This is a genomic window from Rhizobium sp. CB3060 (assembly GCF_025200735.1).
Lineage (GTDB): Bacteria > Pseudomonadota > Alphaproteobacteria > Rhizobiales > Rhizobiaceae > Rhizobium.
Map to the genome: position 1 here is coordinate 2334001 of NZ_CP104158.1, position 15575 is coordinate 2349575.

The 15575-nt window shown below is 60.0% G+C and carries 18 protein-coding genes; 10 read left to right on the forward strand and 8 right to left on the reverse strand.

Annotated features, from left to right (window positions below; translation table 11 throughout):
- Nucleotides 1-16: 16 nt before the first annotated feature.
- Both N2601_RS11335 and N2601_RS11340 read right to left on the reverse strand, forming a co-directional pair.
- On the reverse strand, nucleotides 17-535 hold the full coding sequence (locus N2601_RS11335; RefSeq protein WP_104823927.1) for a GNAT family N-acetyltransferase: 519 nt from the start codon (nucleotides 533-535) through the stop codon (nucleotides 17-19).
- 19 nt (nucleotides 536-554) lie between these two features.
- Nucleotides 555-1550, reverse strand: a complete 996-nt coding sequence (locus N2601_RS11340; RefSeq protein ID WP_104823928.1) for a LysR family transcriptional regulator — start codon at nucleotides 1548-1550, stop codon at nucleotides 555-557.
- Nucleotides 1551-1671: 121 nt separating this feature from the next.
- Here N2601_RS11340 and N2601_RS11345 point away from each other — a divergent pair, with 121 nt between their 5' ends.
- Nucleotides 1672-3072, forward strand: coding sequence for an MFS transporter (locus tag N2601_RS11345; RefSeq protein ID WP_104823929.1), 1401 nt, complete (start codon nucleotides 1672-1674; stop codon nucleotides 3070-3072).
- A gap of 109 nt (nucleotides 3073-3181) precedes the next feature.
- Here the strand turns inward: N2601_RS11345 and N2601_RS11350 are convergent, their stop codons facing one another.
- Together N2601_RS11350 and N2601_RS11355 are read right to left on the reverse strand one after the other, a co-directional pair.
- Complete coding sequence (locus tag N2601_RS11350) at nucleotides 3182-4453, reverse strand: RNA polymerase sigma factor (protein ID WP_104823930.1); 1272 nt, start codon at nucleotides 4451-4453, stop codon at nucleotides 3182-3184.
- A 31-nt stretch (nucleotides 4454-4484) separates the two neighbouring features.
- Nucleotides 4485-4880 (reverse strand): YciI family protein, encoded by a 396-nt coding sequence (locus N2601_RS11355; protein WP_104823931.1) that lies wholly within the window; start codon nucleotides 4878-4880, stop codon nucleotides 4485-4487.
- Between the two features lie 297 nt (nucleotides 4881-5177).
- On the opposite strand from N2601_RS11355, the gene N2601_RS11360 reads away from it, so the two are divergent.
- The 3 genes from N2601_RS11360 (at nucleotide 5178) to N2601_RS11370 (ending at nucleotide 7169) form a co-directional block, all read left to right on the forward strand.
- Nucleotides 5178-5555 carry a VOC family protein gene (locus N2601_RS11360; RefSeq protein WP_104823932.1) on the forward strand — a complete coding sequence of 126 codons (378 nt, stop codon included), beginning with the start codon at nucleotides 5178-5180 and terminating at the stop codon, nucleotides 5553-5555.
- Nucleotides 5556-5726: 171 nt separating this feature from the next.
- A complete protein-coding gene (locus N2601_RS11365; protein WP_104823933.1) occupies nucleotides 5727-6215 on the forward strand; it encodes a cupin domain-containing protein in 489 nt (162 codons plus the stop codon).
- A gap of 189 nt (nucleotides 6216-6404) precedes the next feature.
- Entirely contained in the window at nucleotides 6405-7169 is a 765-nt protein-coding gene (locus tag N2601_RS11370; protein ID WP_104823934.1) for a phosphatase PAP2 family protein, read from the forward strand.
- 17 nt (nucleotides 7170-7186) lie between these two features.
- Here N2601_RS11370 and N2601_RS11375 read toward each other — a convergent pair whose 3' ends face one another.
- Entirely contained in the window at nucleotides 7187-7597 is a 411-nt protein-coding gene (locus N2601_RS11375; RefSeq protein WP_104823935.1) for a response regulator, read from the reverse strand.
- 255 nt (nucleotides 7598-7852) lie between these two features.
- On the opposite strand from N2601_RS11375, the gene N2601_RS11380 reads away from it, so the two are divergent.
- Complete coding sequence (locus N2601_RS11380; protein WP_104823936.1) at nucleotides 7853-9517, forward strand: phosphoethanolamine transferase; 1665 nt, start codon at nucleotides 7853-7855, stop codon at nucleotides 9515-9517.
- Nucleotides 9518-9583: 66 nt separating this feature from the next.
- Here the strand turns inward: N2601_RS11380 and N2601_RS11385 are convergent, their stop codons facing one another.
- Nucleotides 9584-9961, reverse strand: a complete 378-nt coding sequence (locus N2601_RS11385; protein WP_104823937.1) for a cupin domain-containing protein — start codon at nucleotides 9959-9961, stop codon at nucleotides 9584-9586.
- 203 nt (nucleotides 9962-10164) lie between these two features.
- On the opposite strand from N2601_RS11385, the gene N2601_RS11390 reads away from it, so the two are divergent.
- Complete coding sequence (locus tag N2601_RS11390) at nucleotides 10165-11208, forward strand: LLM class flavin-dependent oxidoreductase (RefSeq protein ID WP_104823938.1); 1044 nt, start codon at nucleotides 10165-10167, stop codon at nucleotides 11206-11208.
- 38 nt (nucleotides 11209-11246) lie between these two features.
- Here the strand turns inward: N2601_RS11390 and msrB are convergent, their stop codons facing one another.
- The gene (gene msrB, locus N2601_RS11395) at nucleotides 11247-11735 is read right to left on the reverse strand and encodes a peptide-methionine (R)-S-oxide reductase MsrB (protein ID WP_104823939.1); all 489 of its coding nucleotides are present in this window, start codon (nucleotides 11733-11735) and stop codon (nucleotides 11247-11249) included.
- Between the two features lie 202 nt (nucleotides 11736-11937).
- Between msrB and N2601_RS11400 the strand changes: the two genes are divergently transcribed.
- The 3 genes from N2601_RS11400 to N2601_RS11410 all read left to right on the forward strand — a co-directional run bounded on the left by N2601_RS11400 (nucleotide 11938) and on the right by N2601_RS11410 (nucleotide 13577).
- Nucleotides 11938-12693: a COG4280 domain-containing protein gene (locus tag N2601_RS11400; protein ID WP_104823940.1), complete on the forward strand. Its 756-nt coding sequence runs from the start codon at nucleotides 11938-11940 to the stop codon at nucleotides 12691-12693.
- A complete protein-coding gene (locus N2601_RS11405; protein ID WP_104823941.1) occupies nucleotides 12690-12896 on the forward strand; it encodes a hypothetical protein in 207 nt (68 codons plus the stop codon). The genes N2601_RS11400 and N2601_RS11405 overlap by 4 nt, the downstream gene beginning before the upstream one ends.
- Before the next feature lie 99 nt (nucleotides 12897-12995).
- Nucleotides 12996-13577: a histidine phosphatase family protein gene (locus tag N2601_RS11410; RefSeq protein ID WP_260303090.1), complete on the forward strand. Its 582-nt coding sequence runs from the start codon at nucleotides 12996-12998 to the stop codon at nucleotides 13575-13577.
- A gap of 65 nt (nucleotides 13578-13642) precedes the next feature.
- Here N2601_RS11410 and N2601_RS11415 read toward each other — a convergent pair whose 3' ends face one another.
- A complete protein-coding gene (locus tag N2601_RS11415; RefSeq protein ID WP_104823943.1) occupies nucleotides 13643-14578 on the reverse strand; it encodes a phytanoyl-CoA dioxygenase family protein in 936 nt (311 codons plus the stop codon).
- A gap of 132 nt (nucleotides 14579-14710) precedes the next feature.
- On the opposite strand from N2601_RS11415, the gene N2601_RS11420 reads away from it, so the two are divergent.
- Entirely contained in the window at nucleotides 14711-15574 is an 864-nt protein-coding gene (locus N2601_RS11420; protein WP_104823944.1) for a helix-turn-helix domain-containing protein, read from the forward strand.
- The last annotated feature ends 1 nt before the right edge of the window (nucleotide 15575 follow it).

Below are 15575 nucleotides of genomic sequence, written 5' to 3' on the forward strand. Positions count from 1 at the left end.
AACAGCCATTTGGCGGTCATACTTTTTGGCCGTAGGCGGTGAGCACGAAGAGATTGGTCGGCGCATTGTGCAGCATGACTTCACGCTCGAAGGCGAAGCCGCATTTTTCCAGAACATGTCTGGAAGCGACATTGACCGAGCGGACCAGGCCGATGACTCTCTCGGCATGCAAGTCATTGAATGAAAACGCTAAAGCCTCCCTCACCAGCTCGGTCGCATAGCCGTGTCCCCAGCTATCCGGATGCAGATGATAGGACAGATTGAGGCCATCGAATTCCTTCGACACGGTCACGCCGCCGAAGCCGATCAGCCTGCCGTCCGCCTCGACAGCCCAGCGACCGAACCCGTGGTGAGGCCAGTGATCCATGTCACGAGAGAGCCGTCGCGCACTTGCGTCCGGCGTATCCGGCCTCGGATCGGGCCGGTGCGCGACGAGTTCCGGCCGGGCAAAGAGGGCCGTCACGAAGTCGAGGTCGGCCTCAACCGGCATGCGCAACAGCAAGCGCTTCGTGCGTCGAACCAAAGGTAATGGCATTGGACCACTCTCTCGAAATTCACACTGCCTCGTCCAAAGGAACCTTGTCGAAGCAGCAGGCAGCCGTGGAAACGCCCATGCTGCAGCCACTCGCCTTCAGCGCTTCCGCCACGACTTCCACGAACAAGCGACGCAGCCAGACCGACCGGCTGTCGGCCTGATCGACGCGGCGATAGAGCATCGTCACCGGGTCCGCCGGCAATTCGAACGGCGGCGCTGAAATCGTCAGATCGTGAAGCTGCGCCATGCAGCGGGCAATGGACTCCGGAACGGTCGCAATGGCCGGAATGGCGCGCAATGTCGGCGGCAAAGCGGAAAAACGCGGCACTGTCGCCACCACCTGGCGGCGATGGCCGAGGCGTGCAAGAGCGACATCGACATTGGTCGATATGGCGCCCTCGAGTGACACCGTCACATGCGGCGCATTCGCGAACTGCTTCAGGCTCAGCGGCATCGTGCATTTCAAATGCCGGGCATCGTAGATGCACAACGAGGCCTGTTCGAACAAAGGCGCGCGAATATGCCAGGAGGCGGGTTCGTCATGCACGGAGATGCTGAACTCATAGGCTCCCTCGTCCAGCAGACGCGCGGCATCGCGCCTGTCGAACGCCACGCTGACCAATCGAACGCCGGGCGCCAGCTTCCGCAACCGCGCCGCCAGTGGCCCGAAGAAAGCCGATTCCAAATTGTCGCATAGCCCGACGCGGAACTCACCCTCCCAGCTTCCGGGATCGAAGGCCGCCGGAGGGCGGATGGCGCGCTCGATGCCCGAAAGCGCATCCTCGATGGCCGGAGCAATGGAAAGAGCGCGAGGCGTCGGCTGCAAGCCGCGTCCGACGCGCACGAACAATTCGTCATCGAGCGTCTCGCGCAGCCGGCGCAGAGCAGCGGACAGGCCGGGCTGGCCAAGCAGCAGGCGCTCGGCGGCACGGCTCACATTCCGTTCCTGCATGAGCACGGAAAAGGCGAGCAGCAGATTGAGGTCGATCTTTCGAAGCGTGGCGTCATTCATCATCACCAGTAATACCTGACATGGTTACTATCAATTTGCAATAGGGTTGGAAGCTGTACATTTTCTCGTTCCCTGCCGCCCGCCAACCTCCCGAGAGGCGGCAGCATACGAAGGAACGATCCCGATGATTTATTCCAAACCACGAAGCGGAGCCGGGCTGGCATTGCTGCTGCTTTGCGCCGCCAACTTCCTGGACGCCATGGATGTCTCCACCATCGGCGTAGCCCTGCCCGCAATCCAGACAGAGCTCGGCATTCCGGCGACATCGCTGCAATGGGCCGTCAGTGCCTATGTGCTCGGCTATGGCGGCTTTCTGCTGCTCGGCGGCCGCGTTGCCGATCTTTTCGGCCATCGCCGCGTCTTCCTCTGGTCGCTCGGCGTCTTCGCCGCCGCCAGCATCGCCGGCGGTTTCGTCGACAGCGCGCCGACCTTGATCGCCGCACGTCTGGTCAAGGGCATAGCCGCAGCCTTCACCGCGCCGGCGGCACTCGCTCTGCTGCTGTCCGTATTTGGGGAAGGAAGCGCCCGCGCCAAGGCGCTCGGCGTATTCTCCTCCACCGGCGCTGCCGGATTTGTGCTCGGCATGGTGCTGGGCGGCGCCGCAACCATCATTAGCTGGCGGGCGACGCTGGTCATGGGCGCGCCCGTTGCCATCCTCGCACTGATGCTTGCGCCCTTCGTCCTGCCTACCGATCATCGGCGCACTGGGCCGCGGCCGCACTTCGACTGGGCCGGTGCGCTGACGATCACGCCCGGATTGCTGCTCTTCGTCTTCGGCATTACCAACGCCGCAGCCGCGGGCTGGCAGGCATTTCCGACCTGGGGAGCATTGGTCGCGGCGGTGGTCCTCATCCTGCTCTTCCTGCTGGTCGAGGCCCGGCATAGGGATCCGATGGTGCCGCTTGCCATCTTCCGGCGGGCAAAGCTCAGCCATGCCAACGCCATTGCCGCTCTTTTCCAGGGCTCCTATGTCGGCTTCCAGTTCATCGCGACGCTCTACTACCAGGACGTCGTCGGCTGGTCGGCCTTCGCTACTGGCTTTTCCTTCGCCTTCGGCGGCGTCTGTGTCATGTTCCTAGCACCACGATTTGCGGCGATCGGGCAAAATCGCGGCACGACCGGCCTGATGACGCTTGGCGTCGGGCTGCAAGCCATCAGCTATGTCTTCTGGGTCCTCTCGGTCGGAAACATCAATCCGATCCTGCTCGTCGCCGTCTCTCAGCTATTGCTCGGCGTCGGCTATGCCATGACCTATCCGTCGGTGCAGGTGGCCGCCCTCTCCGATGTCGAAGACGATAAGTCGGGCCTGGCCTCCGGGCTGCTGTTCGCCTCCTTCCAGATCGGCGGCGGCATCGTATTGGCAGCCGCATCCGCCACCTTCGGCGCGGCACCAAGCTTCGGCTGGAATCCCTATATCGCCGGCACCGCCTTCGTCGCGATATTGGCCGCTACGGTGACATTGCTGGCGGCGGTCGGCCCGAGGACATCGACGTCGCGTTCGAATGTCTATCAGGCGGCGGAATAGTTGGTGTCGCAAATACCCGCACCGTCTTGAGTGCGGGTATTTGCAATCAGCCAGCGTCGACTATCCCGAAGCTGATTGTCGAAGGAAATGGCCATTGCCCCGGCAAATATTATGATGACGACAGTGCCGCCGCCTCGGCGGCACGCCGCATCAGCAGGTCGCGTTCCCGCTGGTTTCCGGCCAGGGCTGCCGCCGCTTCAAAAGCGGCTTTCGCCTCCTCATGGCGAGCAAGCTTCTGCAGCAGATCGCCGCGAACGCTCGGTAACAGGTGATATCCCCTGAGCGCCGGCTCGTCTGCAAGCTGATCCACGATCGCCAGCCCAGCCTCCGGCCCTTCCGCCATGCCAACCGCGACGGCGCGATTGAGTTCGATGATCGGCGAAGGCACAACCGCCGCCAGTTTCGCATAGAGCCCGGCTATGCGCGCCCAATCGGTCGCCTCGGCTGTCCTGGCCTCCGCGTGGCAGGCGACAATGGCCGCCTGCAGAGCGTAAGCACCGCTTGCACCGCCGAGATCCCGTGCCCGCGCAAGTGCTCGCAGCCCTCGCCGGATCTGGAGCTGATCCCAAAGGGCACGGTTCTGTTCCAGCAGAAGGATCGGCTCGCCCGCTGCGTCGGTGCGCGCCGCAGCGCGCGAGGCGTTCAGCTCCATCAGCGCCAGCAGCCCATGTGCCTCGGGTTCGTTTGGAGAGACCGAGGTGAGCACGCGGCCCATGCGCAGTGCTTCGTTGCAGAGCTGAGGCCGCAGCCAGTCCTCGCCGCGCGCCGCCGTATAGCCTTCGTTAAAAATGAGATAGACGACCTCCAGCACGGAGGCGAGCCGCTGCGCGAGCTCCTCGCCGCGGGGCGTCTCATAGGCGAGACCTGATTCCGAAAGGGTTCGTTTGGCGCGGACGATACGCTGTGCGATCGTCGCCTCCGGCAACAGAAAAGCCCGCGCGATCTCCTCTGTCGTCAAGCCGCAGATCATCCGCAACGCCAAGGCGACCCGGGCCTCCCGCGATATCAATGGATGGCAGGCGGTGAAAACGAGACGGAGCAGTTCGTCGCCTATGTCGTCGTCGAGGGCAGCGTCTAAATCGGGCATGGCCTGCTGCTCCTCGTCCATATCCCGGGCGATCATGTCGTGCTTGCGCCCAAGCATCTCGCGGCGGCGCATATGATCCAGCGCGCGGCGCTTGGCGGTCGCCATCAGCCATGCACCGGGTCTTTCCGGAACACCCGTCTCCGGCCACCGTTCCAGAGCCGCCAACAGCGCTTCCTGCGTCAGGTCTTCGGCCAAAGGCACGTCGCGCAACATCCTTGCCAGGCTGGTGATCAGCCGGGGCTGCTCGATCCGCCAGACGGCGAGGATCGTGCGATGGGCGTTGGCGGCCGTCATGGCCGCCTATTCCCTCTTTCGGCCGCTCGCCTCACGCGACCTCGGCCGCGACCGAGTGCGCGCTGCATGGGTACATATCCGGCGTGAAGAACGGACGAACCTCGCACGTGCCCTCCCAGCCCGGCATGTGATCTATGTGGAGCTGCATGAATTCGACCGTCAGCGCCAACGCTTCCTCCTTGTTCTGAAATTCGAAGATCGCATAGCCGCCAACCACTTCCTTTGCCTCAACGAACGGGCCATCGACGATGACGAGTTTGCCGTCCTTGATGCTGACGCGAGCCCCGGTTTCCATCGGCATAAGCCCGGCGGTGTCGATCATGCGGCCGGCCTTGGTCTCGCGATCGGCGAGCTTGCTGATGGCTTCCATGAGCTCCGGCGTCGGCATGCCGATTTGAGCGGAGGTGATGATAGACATGAAACGCATTTGACCATTCCTTTCGAGGCGAGCCGCTGGCGCCAGTGCCGCTGAATTGTCTCGCTCAATACAACGACGAAGCAGTCCTTCGAAAATCGACAGACGATTTGAAAAAATGCATCGAAGGCGCCTCTGGCTCAAGATCCCAAACAGGCGCCGCGCTCTTCCCCGCACTCTTCATTGACTTCGAACGGTCGTTGAAAGATGGTTGGAGCCAACGCCGAAGCCATTGGATTTGAAGGGATGATAATACCTTCAGCCCTGGCAAGCATGAAGCCGCGAAAGCCGACAACAGGAGCCTGTTTTATGTTCGATCACATCTCGATTGGTGTCAAAAGCCTGGACAGAGCGCGGCAATTCTACGACGCGGCACTGGCACCGCTCGGCTACGAGCGGCTGTCGAATTTCGAAGGCACGATCGGATATGGCGCGGAGCGGGCGCAATTTTGGGTCATGGAAGTGGAGCGGCCGGTTCCGGCCGATCGCGGCTCCGGGCTGCATTTCTGCTTCGTCGCGCCGAGCCAGGCGGCGGTCGACGCCTTCTACGCCGCCGCGCTTGCCAACGGCGGCGAGGACAACGGCAAGCCTGGCATCCGGCCTGACTACAGCCAATTCTATTACGCAGCCTTCATCATCGATCCCGACGGTTATCGCCTCGAAGCTTACTTCCAGACCGGCGAATAATCTGCGGATAGAAATACAATAGAAGCGCCGGTCAGGCGGGCCTCGGCTAGGATTTTCCGCCGGATACAAAACAAGCCCGCCTTCAATCCTGAGCTGTCCCGTGCTAATCTCCTCGCCTTCGTCCGAGAATATCAGTGCTATCCTATTGTAACCTTCACCTTGGAGGCAGACATGACGATATTCAGCAAGGCAGTTATCTCTCGGCCGGGCGCTGAACGGATCGCCCGCACGCCCTTCGGCGCCCCCGTCGTCATTCACGCAACCGCCGCGGATACAAATGGCGCCATGGGCATGTGGGAAACATTCACCGCGCCCGGCCAAGGACCCGCGCCGCACACCCATACGCGCGAGATGGAGGTATTTCGCATCATTCGTGGCACATACCGCTTCCAGTGCGGCGAAGAGGGGTTCGATGCCGCTCCCGGCACCGTCGTCGCGCTGCCCCCACATGTGCGCCATAGCTGGCGCAACATCAGCGACGAAACCGGCCAGATGTTCGTCACTGTTACGCCCGGCGGATGTGAACAACTTTTCATAGACATCGAAGCGACAGGCGCGGATACGCCCGAAGAGATTGCTGTCATCGAGGCAAGGCTGGGAATCGTCAACGACGAAACCGAGGCCCTCTCCGCTCGCTCCGCAAATGATCGCGCTCGGTAATCGCCGCAATCGCGGAAATCTACTGTTCATTCACCAAAAGGAGAAACCGTGGGTCGTAAGCATTTGATGTTTCAGGCTACTGTCAGGCTTCTGCCGTAGGGAATGATGGGCGAAGATCATCAGTGCGTTTCGAGGCCGACGGACCCTCGTCCCATTCCTGTATGCGATGACGGAAGACGGCGTTTCCTGATGTATGAAGATTATGTTGCCTACCCCAAACGTGCGGCGTCGTTCGGAAGGCCGCTCGCCTCGTTCCTAGCACTATCCGCACTTTGGTGTTTGCTGCTTCTTCTCTTCAACAGATTTCCCCAGATCGATCTTTCCGTCGCCGGTAGCGTCTTTACGAATGGGCCTTGCGCTTCGGCAGACCCGGTCGGCGATGTCTGCGGCATGTTTGGCTATGACAGGGATCGGCTCTTCGTCAATCTGCGCTCCATCACGCTCGTTTTACCCTATATCGCAGTGGTCGTGCTGCTCGCCGTCATTTACTTGTCCTGGAGGAAACTCGGACCCCATTGGCGCACACCAAAAGTCAACCAGTGCGTAGCGGCACTCCTGTCACTTGCCCTCGGCTGCGGCGTCATCGTCAATCTGATCCTGAAAGCGTTCTCCGGCCGGCCGCGCCCCCGCGATACCGATCTCTTCGGTGGAGTGTTCAATTTCGTTGAGGCGGGCTCGTTTGCCGGCCAATGCCTGAAGAATTGTTCTTTCATTTCCGGAGAGTCATCATCGGCCGGATGGCTTCTCTGTCTCGTCCTGCTGCTGCCGCCGCGCTGGCGTCTTCCTCTCGGAGTGCCGCTCGCCGTCGCGTCGATCATAATGCCGACGATGCGTGTTCTGACCGGTGCCCACTATCTCTCCGATGCAGTCCTCGGTTGGCTTTTGTCGCTGGTCATCTTCGCAGCCATGTTGACCGTTTTCGAGATTTTCGGCCCCAGATCGCAGCGGCCTTGAGCGCAATGTTGCCGCGTTCAGCCGGCTTTCGGAAGAACGCTCGACCGGTGATGTCCCGATTTTCCGGCGCTTGAAGATGCTGTAGCTCTGCGGATGCGAGCGGTGAGCTCGCCAAGCCCGAACGGCTTTATAAGATAGTCCACCGCACCAATGCTCATTCCAGTCATTTGGTCCGAGAGCTGATCATAAGCGGACATGATGATCACCGGCGTCGAATCGACCTTCGTCCCCATATATCTCAGCAGTTCCAGGCCGCTTCCGTCCGGCAGGCGAAGGTCGAGGAGAACGACGCTATAAGCTCCGGCGGCGGCCGCCGTCATCGCGGACTTAAGGTCCGTCGACCAATCGACTGTCCAGCCCTCTGCAAGCAAATGATCCTGCACCGCATTGCCGATAATGGCATTGTCTTCGACCAGCAAAATCCGCACGACTTCTCCCTTGTTCGAGACATGAAGCTATGATCGGGATTGCTGACGGCGACCTGAAATTCGCGTGCCCAAGCGCCGAAAAGAGCGGGAAAACGGCAACGATCGTCAATCAGTTGTGCACAAACGAATGCCGTTCAGGTAAATGTCAGGAACGGCGGGCACGGTCGCGCGCTTTAAAATAGTCAAAGTTGCGCCCTATGCGCTGCGGTCTGCGGTTTCCGACTCGCTTCGCAGGAAACGCCTTGGAGAAAAACATTGGACGATAAAAACATCCAGCCTGGCCGACGAAGCATCCGGCCAGCAATCGGCAGCGTTACACTTTGCCTTTTAACCACGATTTATATCCTTCTTGTGACGAACCAGGCATTTTGGACCAAGGCTTATGGTTATTTTATTGCGGAGCCTGTTGCCTTTGCCGCCTTCGCCATTGGCATCTCCGCGGCCATCATGGCGCTCTTCACGTCTTTCTCCGCCAAATACCTCACGAAGCCGATCCTGATTTTCTTCGTTCTCGTGGCGGCGGTGTCCTCCTGGTTCAACGATCAATTCGGGGTCATCATCGACAAGGAGATGATCCGTAATGCCGCGGTATCGACTGGCGCCGAGGCTGGCCATCTGATCACGCTGCGCTTTGCGATGCATGTGCTGCTGACGGGTGTTTTGCCATCTCTGGTGATTGCATGGGTACGCATCGCGCATCGCCCCCTTCTCAAGAAGCTTGCCTATAATACCGCTGTCATCCTCTCCTGCCTCACCGTCTTCGTGATCGTAGGCACCAGCTTCTACAAGACGTTCGCAGGTGTCGGCCGTGCGCACCCCGATCTCGTGGATATGCTCAATCCAGTAATGCCGATCACCAGCGCCGTGCGCTACGCCATCAACTCGCGCAAGGATTCAAGCATTGTCGCACAGCCTCTGGGGACGGATGCCCACAGGGTTGGCACGACAGATAACGGCAAGCCGCGCGTGACGATCATCGTCGCCGGCGAAACCGCGCGTGCCAAAAACTTTTCACTCGGCGGCTATGGCAAGATGACCAATCCGGAACTGGCGAAACAGAATGTGGTCTACTTCCCCAAGACCAGCAGTTGCGGGACGGCGACAGCAACCTCGATCCCTTGTCTGTTCTCCGTTTATACGCGGGAGCAATATACCCACCTGAAGGGCCTAGAGACGCAGAATCTTCTTGACGTGCTGACCCATGCGAAGGTCGACGTGAGCTGGCTGGACAACGATACGGGCAGCTATCACGTCACCGACCGCGTTCCCTACACCTATCTGCCGACATCGGCCGATCCCCGCTTCTGCAAGGATGGCGAATGCCTGGATGCTATCCTGGTGGACAAGGTCGATAACTGGCTGGACCATGTCAAAGGAGACAGCGTCCTCGTGCTGCATCAACTCGGCAGCCACGGCCCTGCCTACTACCAGCGCTATCCCGAAGAGTTCCGCCGCTTCCAGCCCGACTGCCGCGCCAATGATTTCGGCAGTTGCACGCCGGAAGAGATCACCAACGCCTACGACAATACGATCCTCTATACGGACCATATCGTTTCGACGGTGATCGATAAATTGAAGCAGCGCTCAAATTCGCTGTCCGGCGCAGTCGTGTATTTCTCCGATCACGGCGAGTCGCTTGGCGAAAACGGGATCTACCTGCACGGTACGCCCTATATCATCGCCCCTTCGGAACAGACCCATGTGCCGTTCCTGGTCTGGGTGGCCGACGATCTGGCAAAGACGGGCGGCTATGACATGGCCTGCCTCGGAAAACGCGCCGCTGACGGCACCTATTCTCACGACAATATCTTCCACAGCGTCCTCGGCCTGATGGATGTCGCGACGAAGGTCTACGACCGCAGCCTGGATGTCTTCGCCGAATGCCGCCGTTCGCCGAACAAGCTGGCGCAATTGAATTGACGGCGAGCAGCCTCGAACCCGACTTGCGGTCCCGCTAAGCCGCGATCGCAAGTCCTCCCGCACCGTTCAAAGCCGCGCCGGCTGACGCACCGTGCGCTCATTCTCCACATTGCCGGTATTGAGCGTCGTGTTCCGCTCCAGCAGCAGAACCTCGCATGTCGGCTCCGCCGTGGGGCAATGTTCGACGCCGTGCGGCACGATGATGTATTCGCCAGGGCCGAGGATGATATCGCCGCCATTCTCCTCGCGCAGCTTCATGCGAAGCGTGCCTCTGATAACGAGGAACAACTCGTCCTCCTCCTCGTGATGATGCCAATGAAAGGCGCCTTCGAGTTTGACGAGTTTGATCTGAAAGTCGTTGATGTCGCCGCCGATCCGCGGGATCCAAGGCTCGTTGAACGCCGCAAAGGCTTTCGTGAGATTGATTTTCTTCAGCTCTGACATGCGCCTCCTCCTTTTCCCTCCAACGATCGAATGCCGGGACGCTATTGATGGCGGCCGCGTCAAACGCAACGCCACCACATTACCACACCGGGACCATATCGAATTCTTCGAACGGAATCGCCGAAACTTTGCGGATGGTTCGCGCGGGGGAACGGGGGTAAAGGCCTCCCCCTAATGGAATTGCTATAGGCGACGGAAAAATCATGACGGCAAACACTGTCGAATTCGGGCTCGATACCTTCGGCGACGTGACCCAAGACGAAGGTGGAACACTGGAATCCCACGCACAGGTCATCCGTAATGTGATCGAGGAAGGCGTGTTCGCGGACCAGCTCGGGGTCGATTTCTTCGGCATCGGCGAGCATCATCGTCAGGATTTCGCCGTCTCCTCGCCGGAAACGGTGCTTGCCGCGATTGCCGGCCGTACATCGCGTATCCGCCTTGGCTCCGCAGTCACGGTTTTGAGCTCAGACGATCCTATCCGCGTCTTCCAGCGTTTTTCCAGCCTGGATGCGGCCTCGAGCGGGCGCGCCGAGGTGATCCTCGGCCGCGGTTCGTTCACCGAATCCTTCCCGCTCTTCGGTTTCGAGCTGTCGCAATATGAAAAACTGTTCGAGGAAAAGCTCGATCTTTTCGCCGCCCTGCTTTCCAACGAACCGGTCAACTGGAAGGGAACGACACGCCCGCCGCTCAGCAATCAGCGCGTCTTCCCGACGATCGAGAAGGGTAGCCTAAAGACATGGATTGGCGTTGGCGGCAGCCCGGCTTCGGTCGTCCGCGCCGCACAATATAACCTGCCGCTGATGCTGGCGATCATCGGTGGCAGCCCTTACCGCTTCCAGCCCTATATTGATCTCTATCACAGGGCGTTCGCGCAATTGGGCGGTACGGTTCAGCCGATCGGCATCCATTCGCCGGGCTATATTGCCGATACGGACGATCTGGCCCGCGAAGAACTGTGGCCGAGCTACAAGGCGATGCGCGATCGCATCGGCCGCGAGCGCGGCTGGCCGCCGATGACGCGCAACGAATTCGATAGCGAGATCGAAAGCGGTTCGCTCTATGTCGGCTCGCCCGAAACCGTCGCCGCCAAGCTCGCACCGGTCATCAAGACGCTCGGCATCAGCCGCTTCCAGTTGAAATACAGCGCCGGCATGCTCAGCCACAGCAAACTGATGCATTGCATCGAACTTTATGGCCAGAAAGTTATCCCCGCGGTGCGAGCGGCGATAAGCAACGAGAGCTGAGATCCAGCTTTTTCAGCGGAAGGCTCGCCCTTCGGCGATCAGGCCGAAATCTCGTGGAATGTCATGGCAACGCCGTTCATGCAGTAGCGCAAGCCTGTCGGCTTTGGCCCGTCCGGAAAGACATGGCCGAGATGGCCGCCGCAGCGGCTGCAATGCACAGCCGTACGCGCCATGCCGAAGGAATGGTCCTCAGTCGTTCCGACTGCACCGTCGATCGGCGCCCAAAAGCTCGGCCAGCCGGTGCCGCTGTCAAACTTCGTGCTTGAAGAGAAAACATCCTGCTGGCAGCCGGCACAGGCGAAATTGCCCTTGCGCTCCTCATGCAGCAGCGGGCTGGAAAAAGGATATTCCGTCCCCTCCTCGCGCAGCACGGCATATTGGTCCGGCGTCAGCAGCTTGTGCCATTCTTCGTCGGTGTGGGTAACGGGAAATTTCTCGGCCGCAACGACCGGGCCTGAAGCCAAACCAAGTCGGGCCGCAACCGCCCCGAGGCCAGCGGCGATGAGGAGAAGTCGTCTGTTCAACATGTCTGGAACTCCCATCGAAGGGACGATCACCTGTCCCGCAAAATATACGGCGCTGGCGCGGATTTTGTTACATATCTGCGCGTGAAGCACCGAAACGTGATCATGAATGTGACTTTCGGCATGGTCTTACCCGAAAAATTCGAGCGGCTTTCGGATAAGATCATGCAAAATCGACAGCTATCCGTTGCCCAGGATTCACTGCATGAACAGTCTCACACCGATCCTTTCCACCATAACGGCGTCCTTCCTTGGCTCTTTCGTCGAGGTCGTGGAAGCTTTCACTATCGTCCTTGCCGTCGGCGTCACACGGAGCTGGCGTCCGGCGCTGACCGGTGCCGCTCTCGCGCTTGCGGTGCTTGCAGCCCTCGTCCTCATCTTCGGGCCGCTGTTGGCGCTGGTGCCGATTACCACACTGCAATTCGTTGTCGGCGTTCTCCTGATCCTGTTCGGCATGCGCTGGCTGCGCAAAGCCATTCTGCGCTCACTCGGCGTAATAGCCCTGCATGATGAGGAAGCAGCCTTCTCCAAGGAAACAGCGGCGCTCCGGCAACAATCCGAGGACCTGCGCGCTGATTATCTCGCCGGCCTTGCTTCGTTCAAGGCGGTGCTGTTGGAAGGCGTCGAGGTGGTCTTCATCGTCATCGCCGTCGGCGGTGCCCATGGCCTGACGCTCTTTGCCGGCCTCGGCGCTCTGGCTGCGTTCATCCTGGTGATGCTGATCGGTCTGCTGGTCCATCGCCCGCTCGCGACAGTGCCGGAAAACACGCTCAAATTCATCGTCGGGCTGATGCTGACCAGCTTCGGCATTTTCTGGACCGGCGAAGGCATCGGCGCGGATTGGCCAGGCGAAGACCTTGCGCTTATCGCCATCTTCGCAATCGTTGCCCTGGCGTCCTTCGCCATCATCCGCAGCCTGCGCGGCTCTATCGGCAAATCCACAGCAAAGGCAGTCCAATGAACATTATCCGCATCGCCCTATCCGAACTTATCGGCATGTTCATCGACGACGGCAGCCTAGCGGCCTTTTCCCTGATCCTGGTGATCGCGGTCGCTGTCGCGGTCAAGCTTCTCGCATTGCCGCCGCTCATCGGCGGCCTGCTTCTGCTACTGGGCTGCCTCGCCATCCTCCTATACAGCGTTCGCCGCGCCGTGAAACGATGACATGACTATTCCTCTGCGGGCACCGGCATGCTCCCTCGACAGAGGGTCTCGCAGATGCGAAGAATTACGGGAATTTCAGCGCGATCGAGAGGCGTTCAGATGAGCAGCGCGTATCCGGAAATCTATCTGGTTCGGCATGGACAGACGGAATGGAGCCTGTCCGGCCGGCACACTGGGCGAGCCGATATCCCCCTTACCCCCGCCGGTGAAGAAGCCGCCCGCAAGGTGGCTGGCCGCCTGCCCGCCATCGATTTCGCTACTGTTTGGTCGAGCCCGTCTGAGCGCGCCAAAAGCACCAGCACGCTCGCCGGCTTCGGCGATGCCCGTGCCGTCAAGGACGATCTGGCGGAGTGGAATTATGGCGCCTATGAGGGCGTCACCACCAAGGAAATCCTTGCTCAGCGCCCCGGCTGGCAACTCTTTCGCGACGGATGCCCTGATGGCGAAACCGCAGCCGATGTCGGCGCAAGAGCCGACAGGATTATCAGCGAGCTACGGCAGGTGAACGGCAACGTCCTGATCTTCTCCAGCGCGCATTTCCTGAGGGTCTTCGCCGCCCGCTGGCTCGGCCTTCAGCCGCAAGGCGGCGCACATTTCGTGCTCGACACCACCAGCATCAGCATTCTCGGCTATGAACACGATCTGAGCGAACCGGTCATCCGCCGCTGGAACCAGGTTTAACGGGACGTCGATCGATAGACATCGAGCGGCAATAGGGCCGCTCGATCAAAGCTCCGCGACCACCTTTACCAGGCAGTCAGCCCCAGCAGTTTTTCGCCCAGCGGTGTCAACACCGCCGTCTCGGCATTGTGTTTTTCCCACTTCCGGGGATCACCGGGAAACGCGTCACGCATCGGATGATCGCGCTCGCGCCACAAGCGGATGCGTTCTTCACGCTCGGCAACATTGCCGAACTCGGCCGGATGCATCGAAATATACTGCGCCATGCGGACGCGGTTTTCCGCGTGGTTTGGGCGGACTCCGTGAGCAAGCAATGAATTGAAGATCATCAGATCGCCCGGCTCCATGTCGATGTTGACGACCGAGAGGCCGGCCATGTCGGGGTGCATGGGGTCCCGATCCGCGGGCTGGGTTTTTTCCCATTCCTCAAAGTGCTCGAACAGCTCCGGCACGCACTGAAAACCCCCGACATCCCCGTCCTGCTTCTTCAGGCTCAAGACGCCCTGCACGCCTATCGGCAGGGGGCGAAGGGACGTGTCGACGTCCCAGTGAATGAAGCCGTTCGGATTGCCCTTGATCTTCTTCGGGGGATTGAGATTGGCGCGATCGATCGTCACCCACAGGTCTTCGCGGTCCCAAATATCAACGAAGGCGCCATAGATGCGCGGCTCCATGCGATTGTCCCAAAGGTACTGGTGATTGTAGATCTCCAGCATGCCGGTGTTGTTGAGCTCCTTCATCTTGTGCTCGCGGCGCTGTGGCGCATACCAAGTCGATGGATCATTCGGGTCCTTCTCGTCGAAGGTCCAAAGCACCTCTGCAAGCCGCTCGACATTTGCCGGGGGGACAGCCTGCCGCACGATCACATAACCCTTGGTGATCCAATGCTGCCAGTCTTGTTGCGAGAGAACCCGCAGCGGCAATGTCTTCCTTATGTCCTTCAACTGCGTCACGGCCGAAGAAGCGGTTGGATGCGCGTCCCGTTTCAAACTTTGCTGCATATGAGTCTCCCATCTGGTTATCCCTGTCACGTCAGGCGATGCTCGAGCAATAATGGGATGTCGGCAGTCCGTGTTGCTTGGTCCTGGCTTTTTCTGATACTATTCTGGCTTCTGTACTCTAGTTGACGCCCGATGAGACCCTATCTTGAGATATTGCCGCAGTCGCCGGAAACGTCGTGGAGCATGCTCAACCGGCGGCTCGACGATGTCATCCCCTTTCAATGGCATCATCATCCCGAATTCGAACTCACGCTCACGCTGAACTCGATCGGTCAGCGTTTCATCGGTGACCATAGCGGCGATTACGGCGACGGCGATCTCGTGCTCGTCGGACCCAACCTGCCGCATACATGGGCCTCACGCGCAAAGATCGATGAGCATAAGCCGCATGTCGCCCTTGTCTTTTGGTTCCATCGCGAATGGCTGTTGCAGATATCAGGCGGTGCTGTCGAATTTCGGCCGATCGAGGCGATGGTGATGCGAGCCGATAACGGCTTGCAATTTTCGAAAGAGATCGCCGCGGCGGTACGGCTGGAATTCGAAGCAGTCTTTGAAAAACCGCCCGTCGAACGGCTGCTGTCGCTGTTGAGCATCCTTGTCACCATTGCCGGCGACAGGCAGGCGATGCCGCTTGCGAGCGCACCAGGCCAATCGCAGGAACTGAGGGAGAGCCGGGAACGCATCGACCGTGTTCTGACACACATGCATCTCAACTATGCGCGCGCCGTCAGCCTGGACGAATTGGCCGATATCGCCGCGCTCAGCGTTTCCGGTCTGCATCGGATGTTTCGCCGCCACACCGGCACCGCCATTTCCGACTACCTCATGCGTATGCGCATTGGCGACGCCTGTGCTCGCCTCTCCTCCACCAATCAAGCGGTCCATCATATCAGCGATGCCGTCGGCTATAATTCAATCGCCAATTTCAACAGGCAGTTCAAAACCCTGAAAGGCATGACGCCACGGGAGTACAGAAGATTGTTCGTCAGACGGTGAC

Excerpts from the sequence above, each read along its gene's own strand:
- N2601_RS11335 (WP_104823927.1), bottom strand. The coding sequence starts at position 535 with ATGCCATTACCTTTGGTTCGACGCACGAAGCGCTTGCTGTTGCGCATG.
- N2601_RS11340 (WP_104823928.1), bottom strand. The coding sequence starts at position 1,550 with ATGATGAATGACGCCACGCTTCGAAAGATCGACCTCAATCTGCTGCTC.
- N2601_RS11345 (WP_104823929.1), top strand. The coding sequence starts at position 1,672 with ATGATTTATTCCAAACCACGAAGCGGAGCCGGGCTGGCATTGCTGCTG.
- N2601_RS11350 (WP_104823930.1), bottom strand. The coding sequence starts at position 4,453 with ATGACGGCCGCCAACGCCCATCGCACGATCCTCGCCGTCTGGCGGATC.
- N2601_RS11355 (WP_104823931.1), bottom strand. The coding sequence starts at position 4,880 with ATGCGTTTCATGTCTATCATCACCTCCGCTCAAATCGGCATGCCGACG.
- N2601_RS11360 (WP_104823932.1), top strand. The coding sequence starts at position 5,178 with ATGTTCGATCACATCTCGATTGGTGTCAAAAGCCTGGACAGAGCGCGG.
- N2601_RS11365 (WP_104823933.1), top strand. The coding sequence starts at position 5,727 with ATGACGATATTCAGCAAGGCAGTTATCTCTCGGCCGGGCGCTGAACGG.
- N2601_RS11370 (WP_104823934.1), top strand. The coding sequence starts at position 6,405 with ATGTATGAAGATTATGTTGCCTACCCCAAACGTGCGGCGTCGTTCGGA.
- N2601_RS11385 (WP_104823937.1), bottom strand. The coding sequence starts at position 9,961 with ATGTCAGAGCTGAAGAAAATCAATCTCACGAAAGCCTTTGCGGCGTTC.
- N2601_RS11390 (WP_104823938.1), top strand. The coding sequence starts at position 10,165 with ATGACGGCAAACACTGTCGAATTCGGGCTCGATACCTTCGGCGACGTG.
- msrB (WP_104823939.1), bottom strand. The coding sequence starts at position 11,735 with ATGTTGAACAGACGACTTCTCCTCATCGCCGCTGGCCTCGGGGCGGTT.
- N2601_RS11400 (WP_104823940.1), top strand. The coding sequence starts at position 11,938 with ATGAACAGTCTCACACCGATCCTTTCCACCATAACGGCGTCCTTCCTT.
- N2601_RS11405 (WP_104823941.1), top strand. The coding sequence starts at position 12,690 with ATGAACATTATCCGCATCGCCCTATCCGAACTTATCGGCATGTTCATC.
- N2601_RS11410 (WP_260303090.1), top strand. The coding sequence starts at position 12,996 with ATGAGCAGCGCGTATCCGGAAATCTATCTGGTTCGGCATGGACAGACG.
- N2601_RS11415 (WP_104823943.1), bottom strand. The coding sequence starts at position 14,578 with ATGCAGCAAAGTTTGAAACGGGACGCGCATCCAACCGCTTCTTCGGCC.
- N2601_RS11420 (WP_104823944.1), top strand. The coding sequence starts at position 14,711 with ATGAGACCCTATCTTGAGATATTGCCGCAGTCGCCGGAAACGTCGTGG.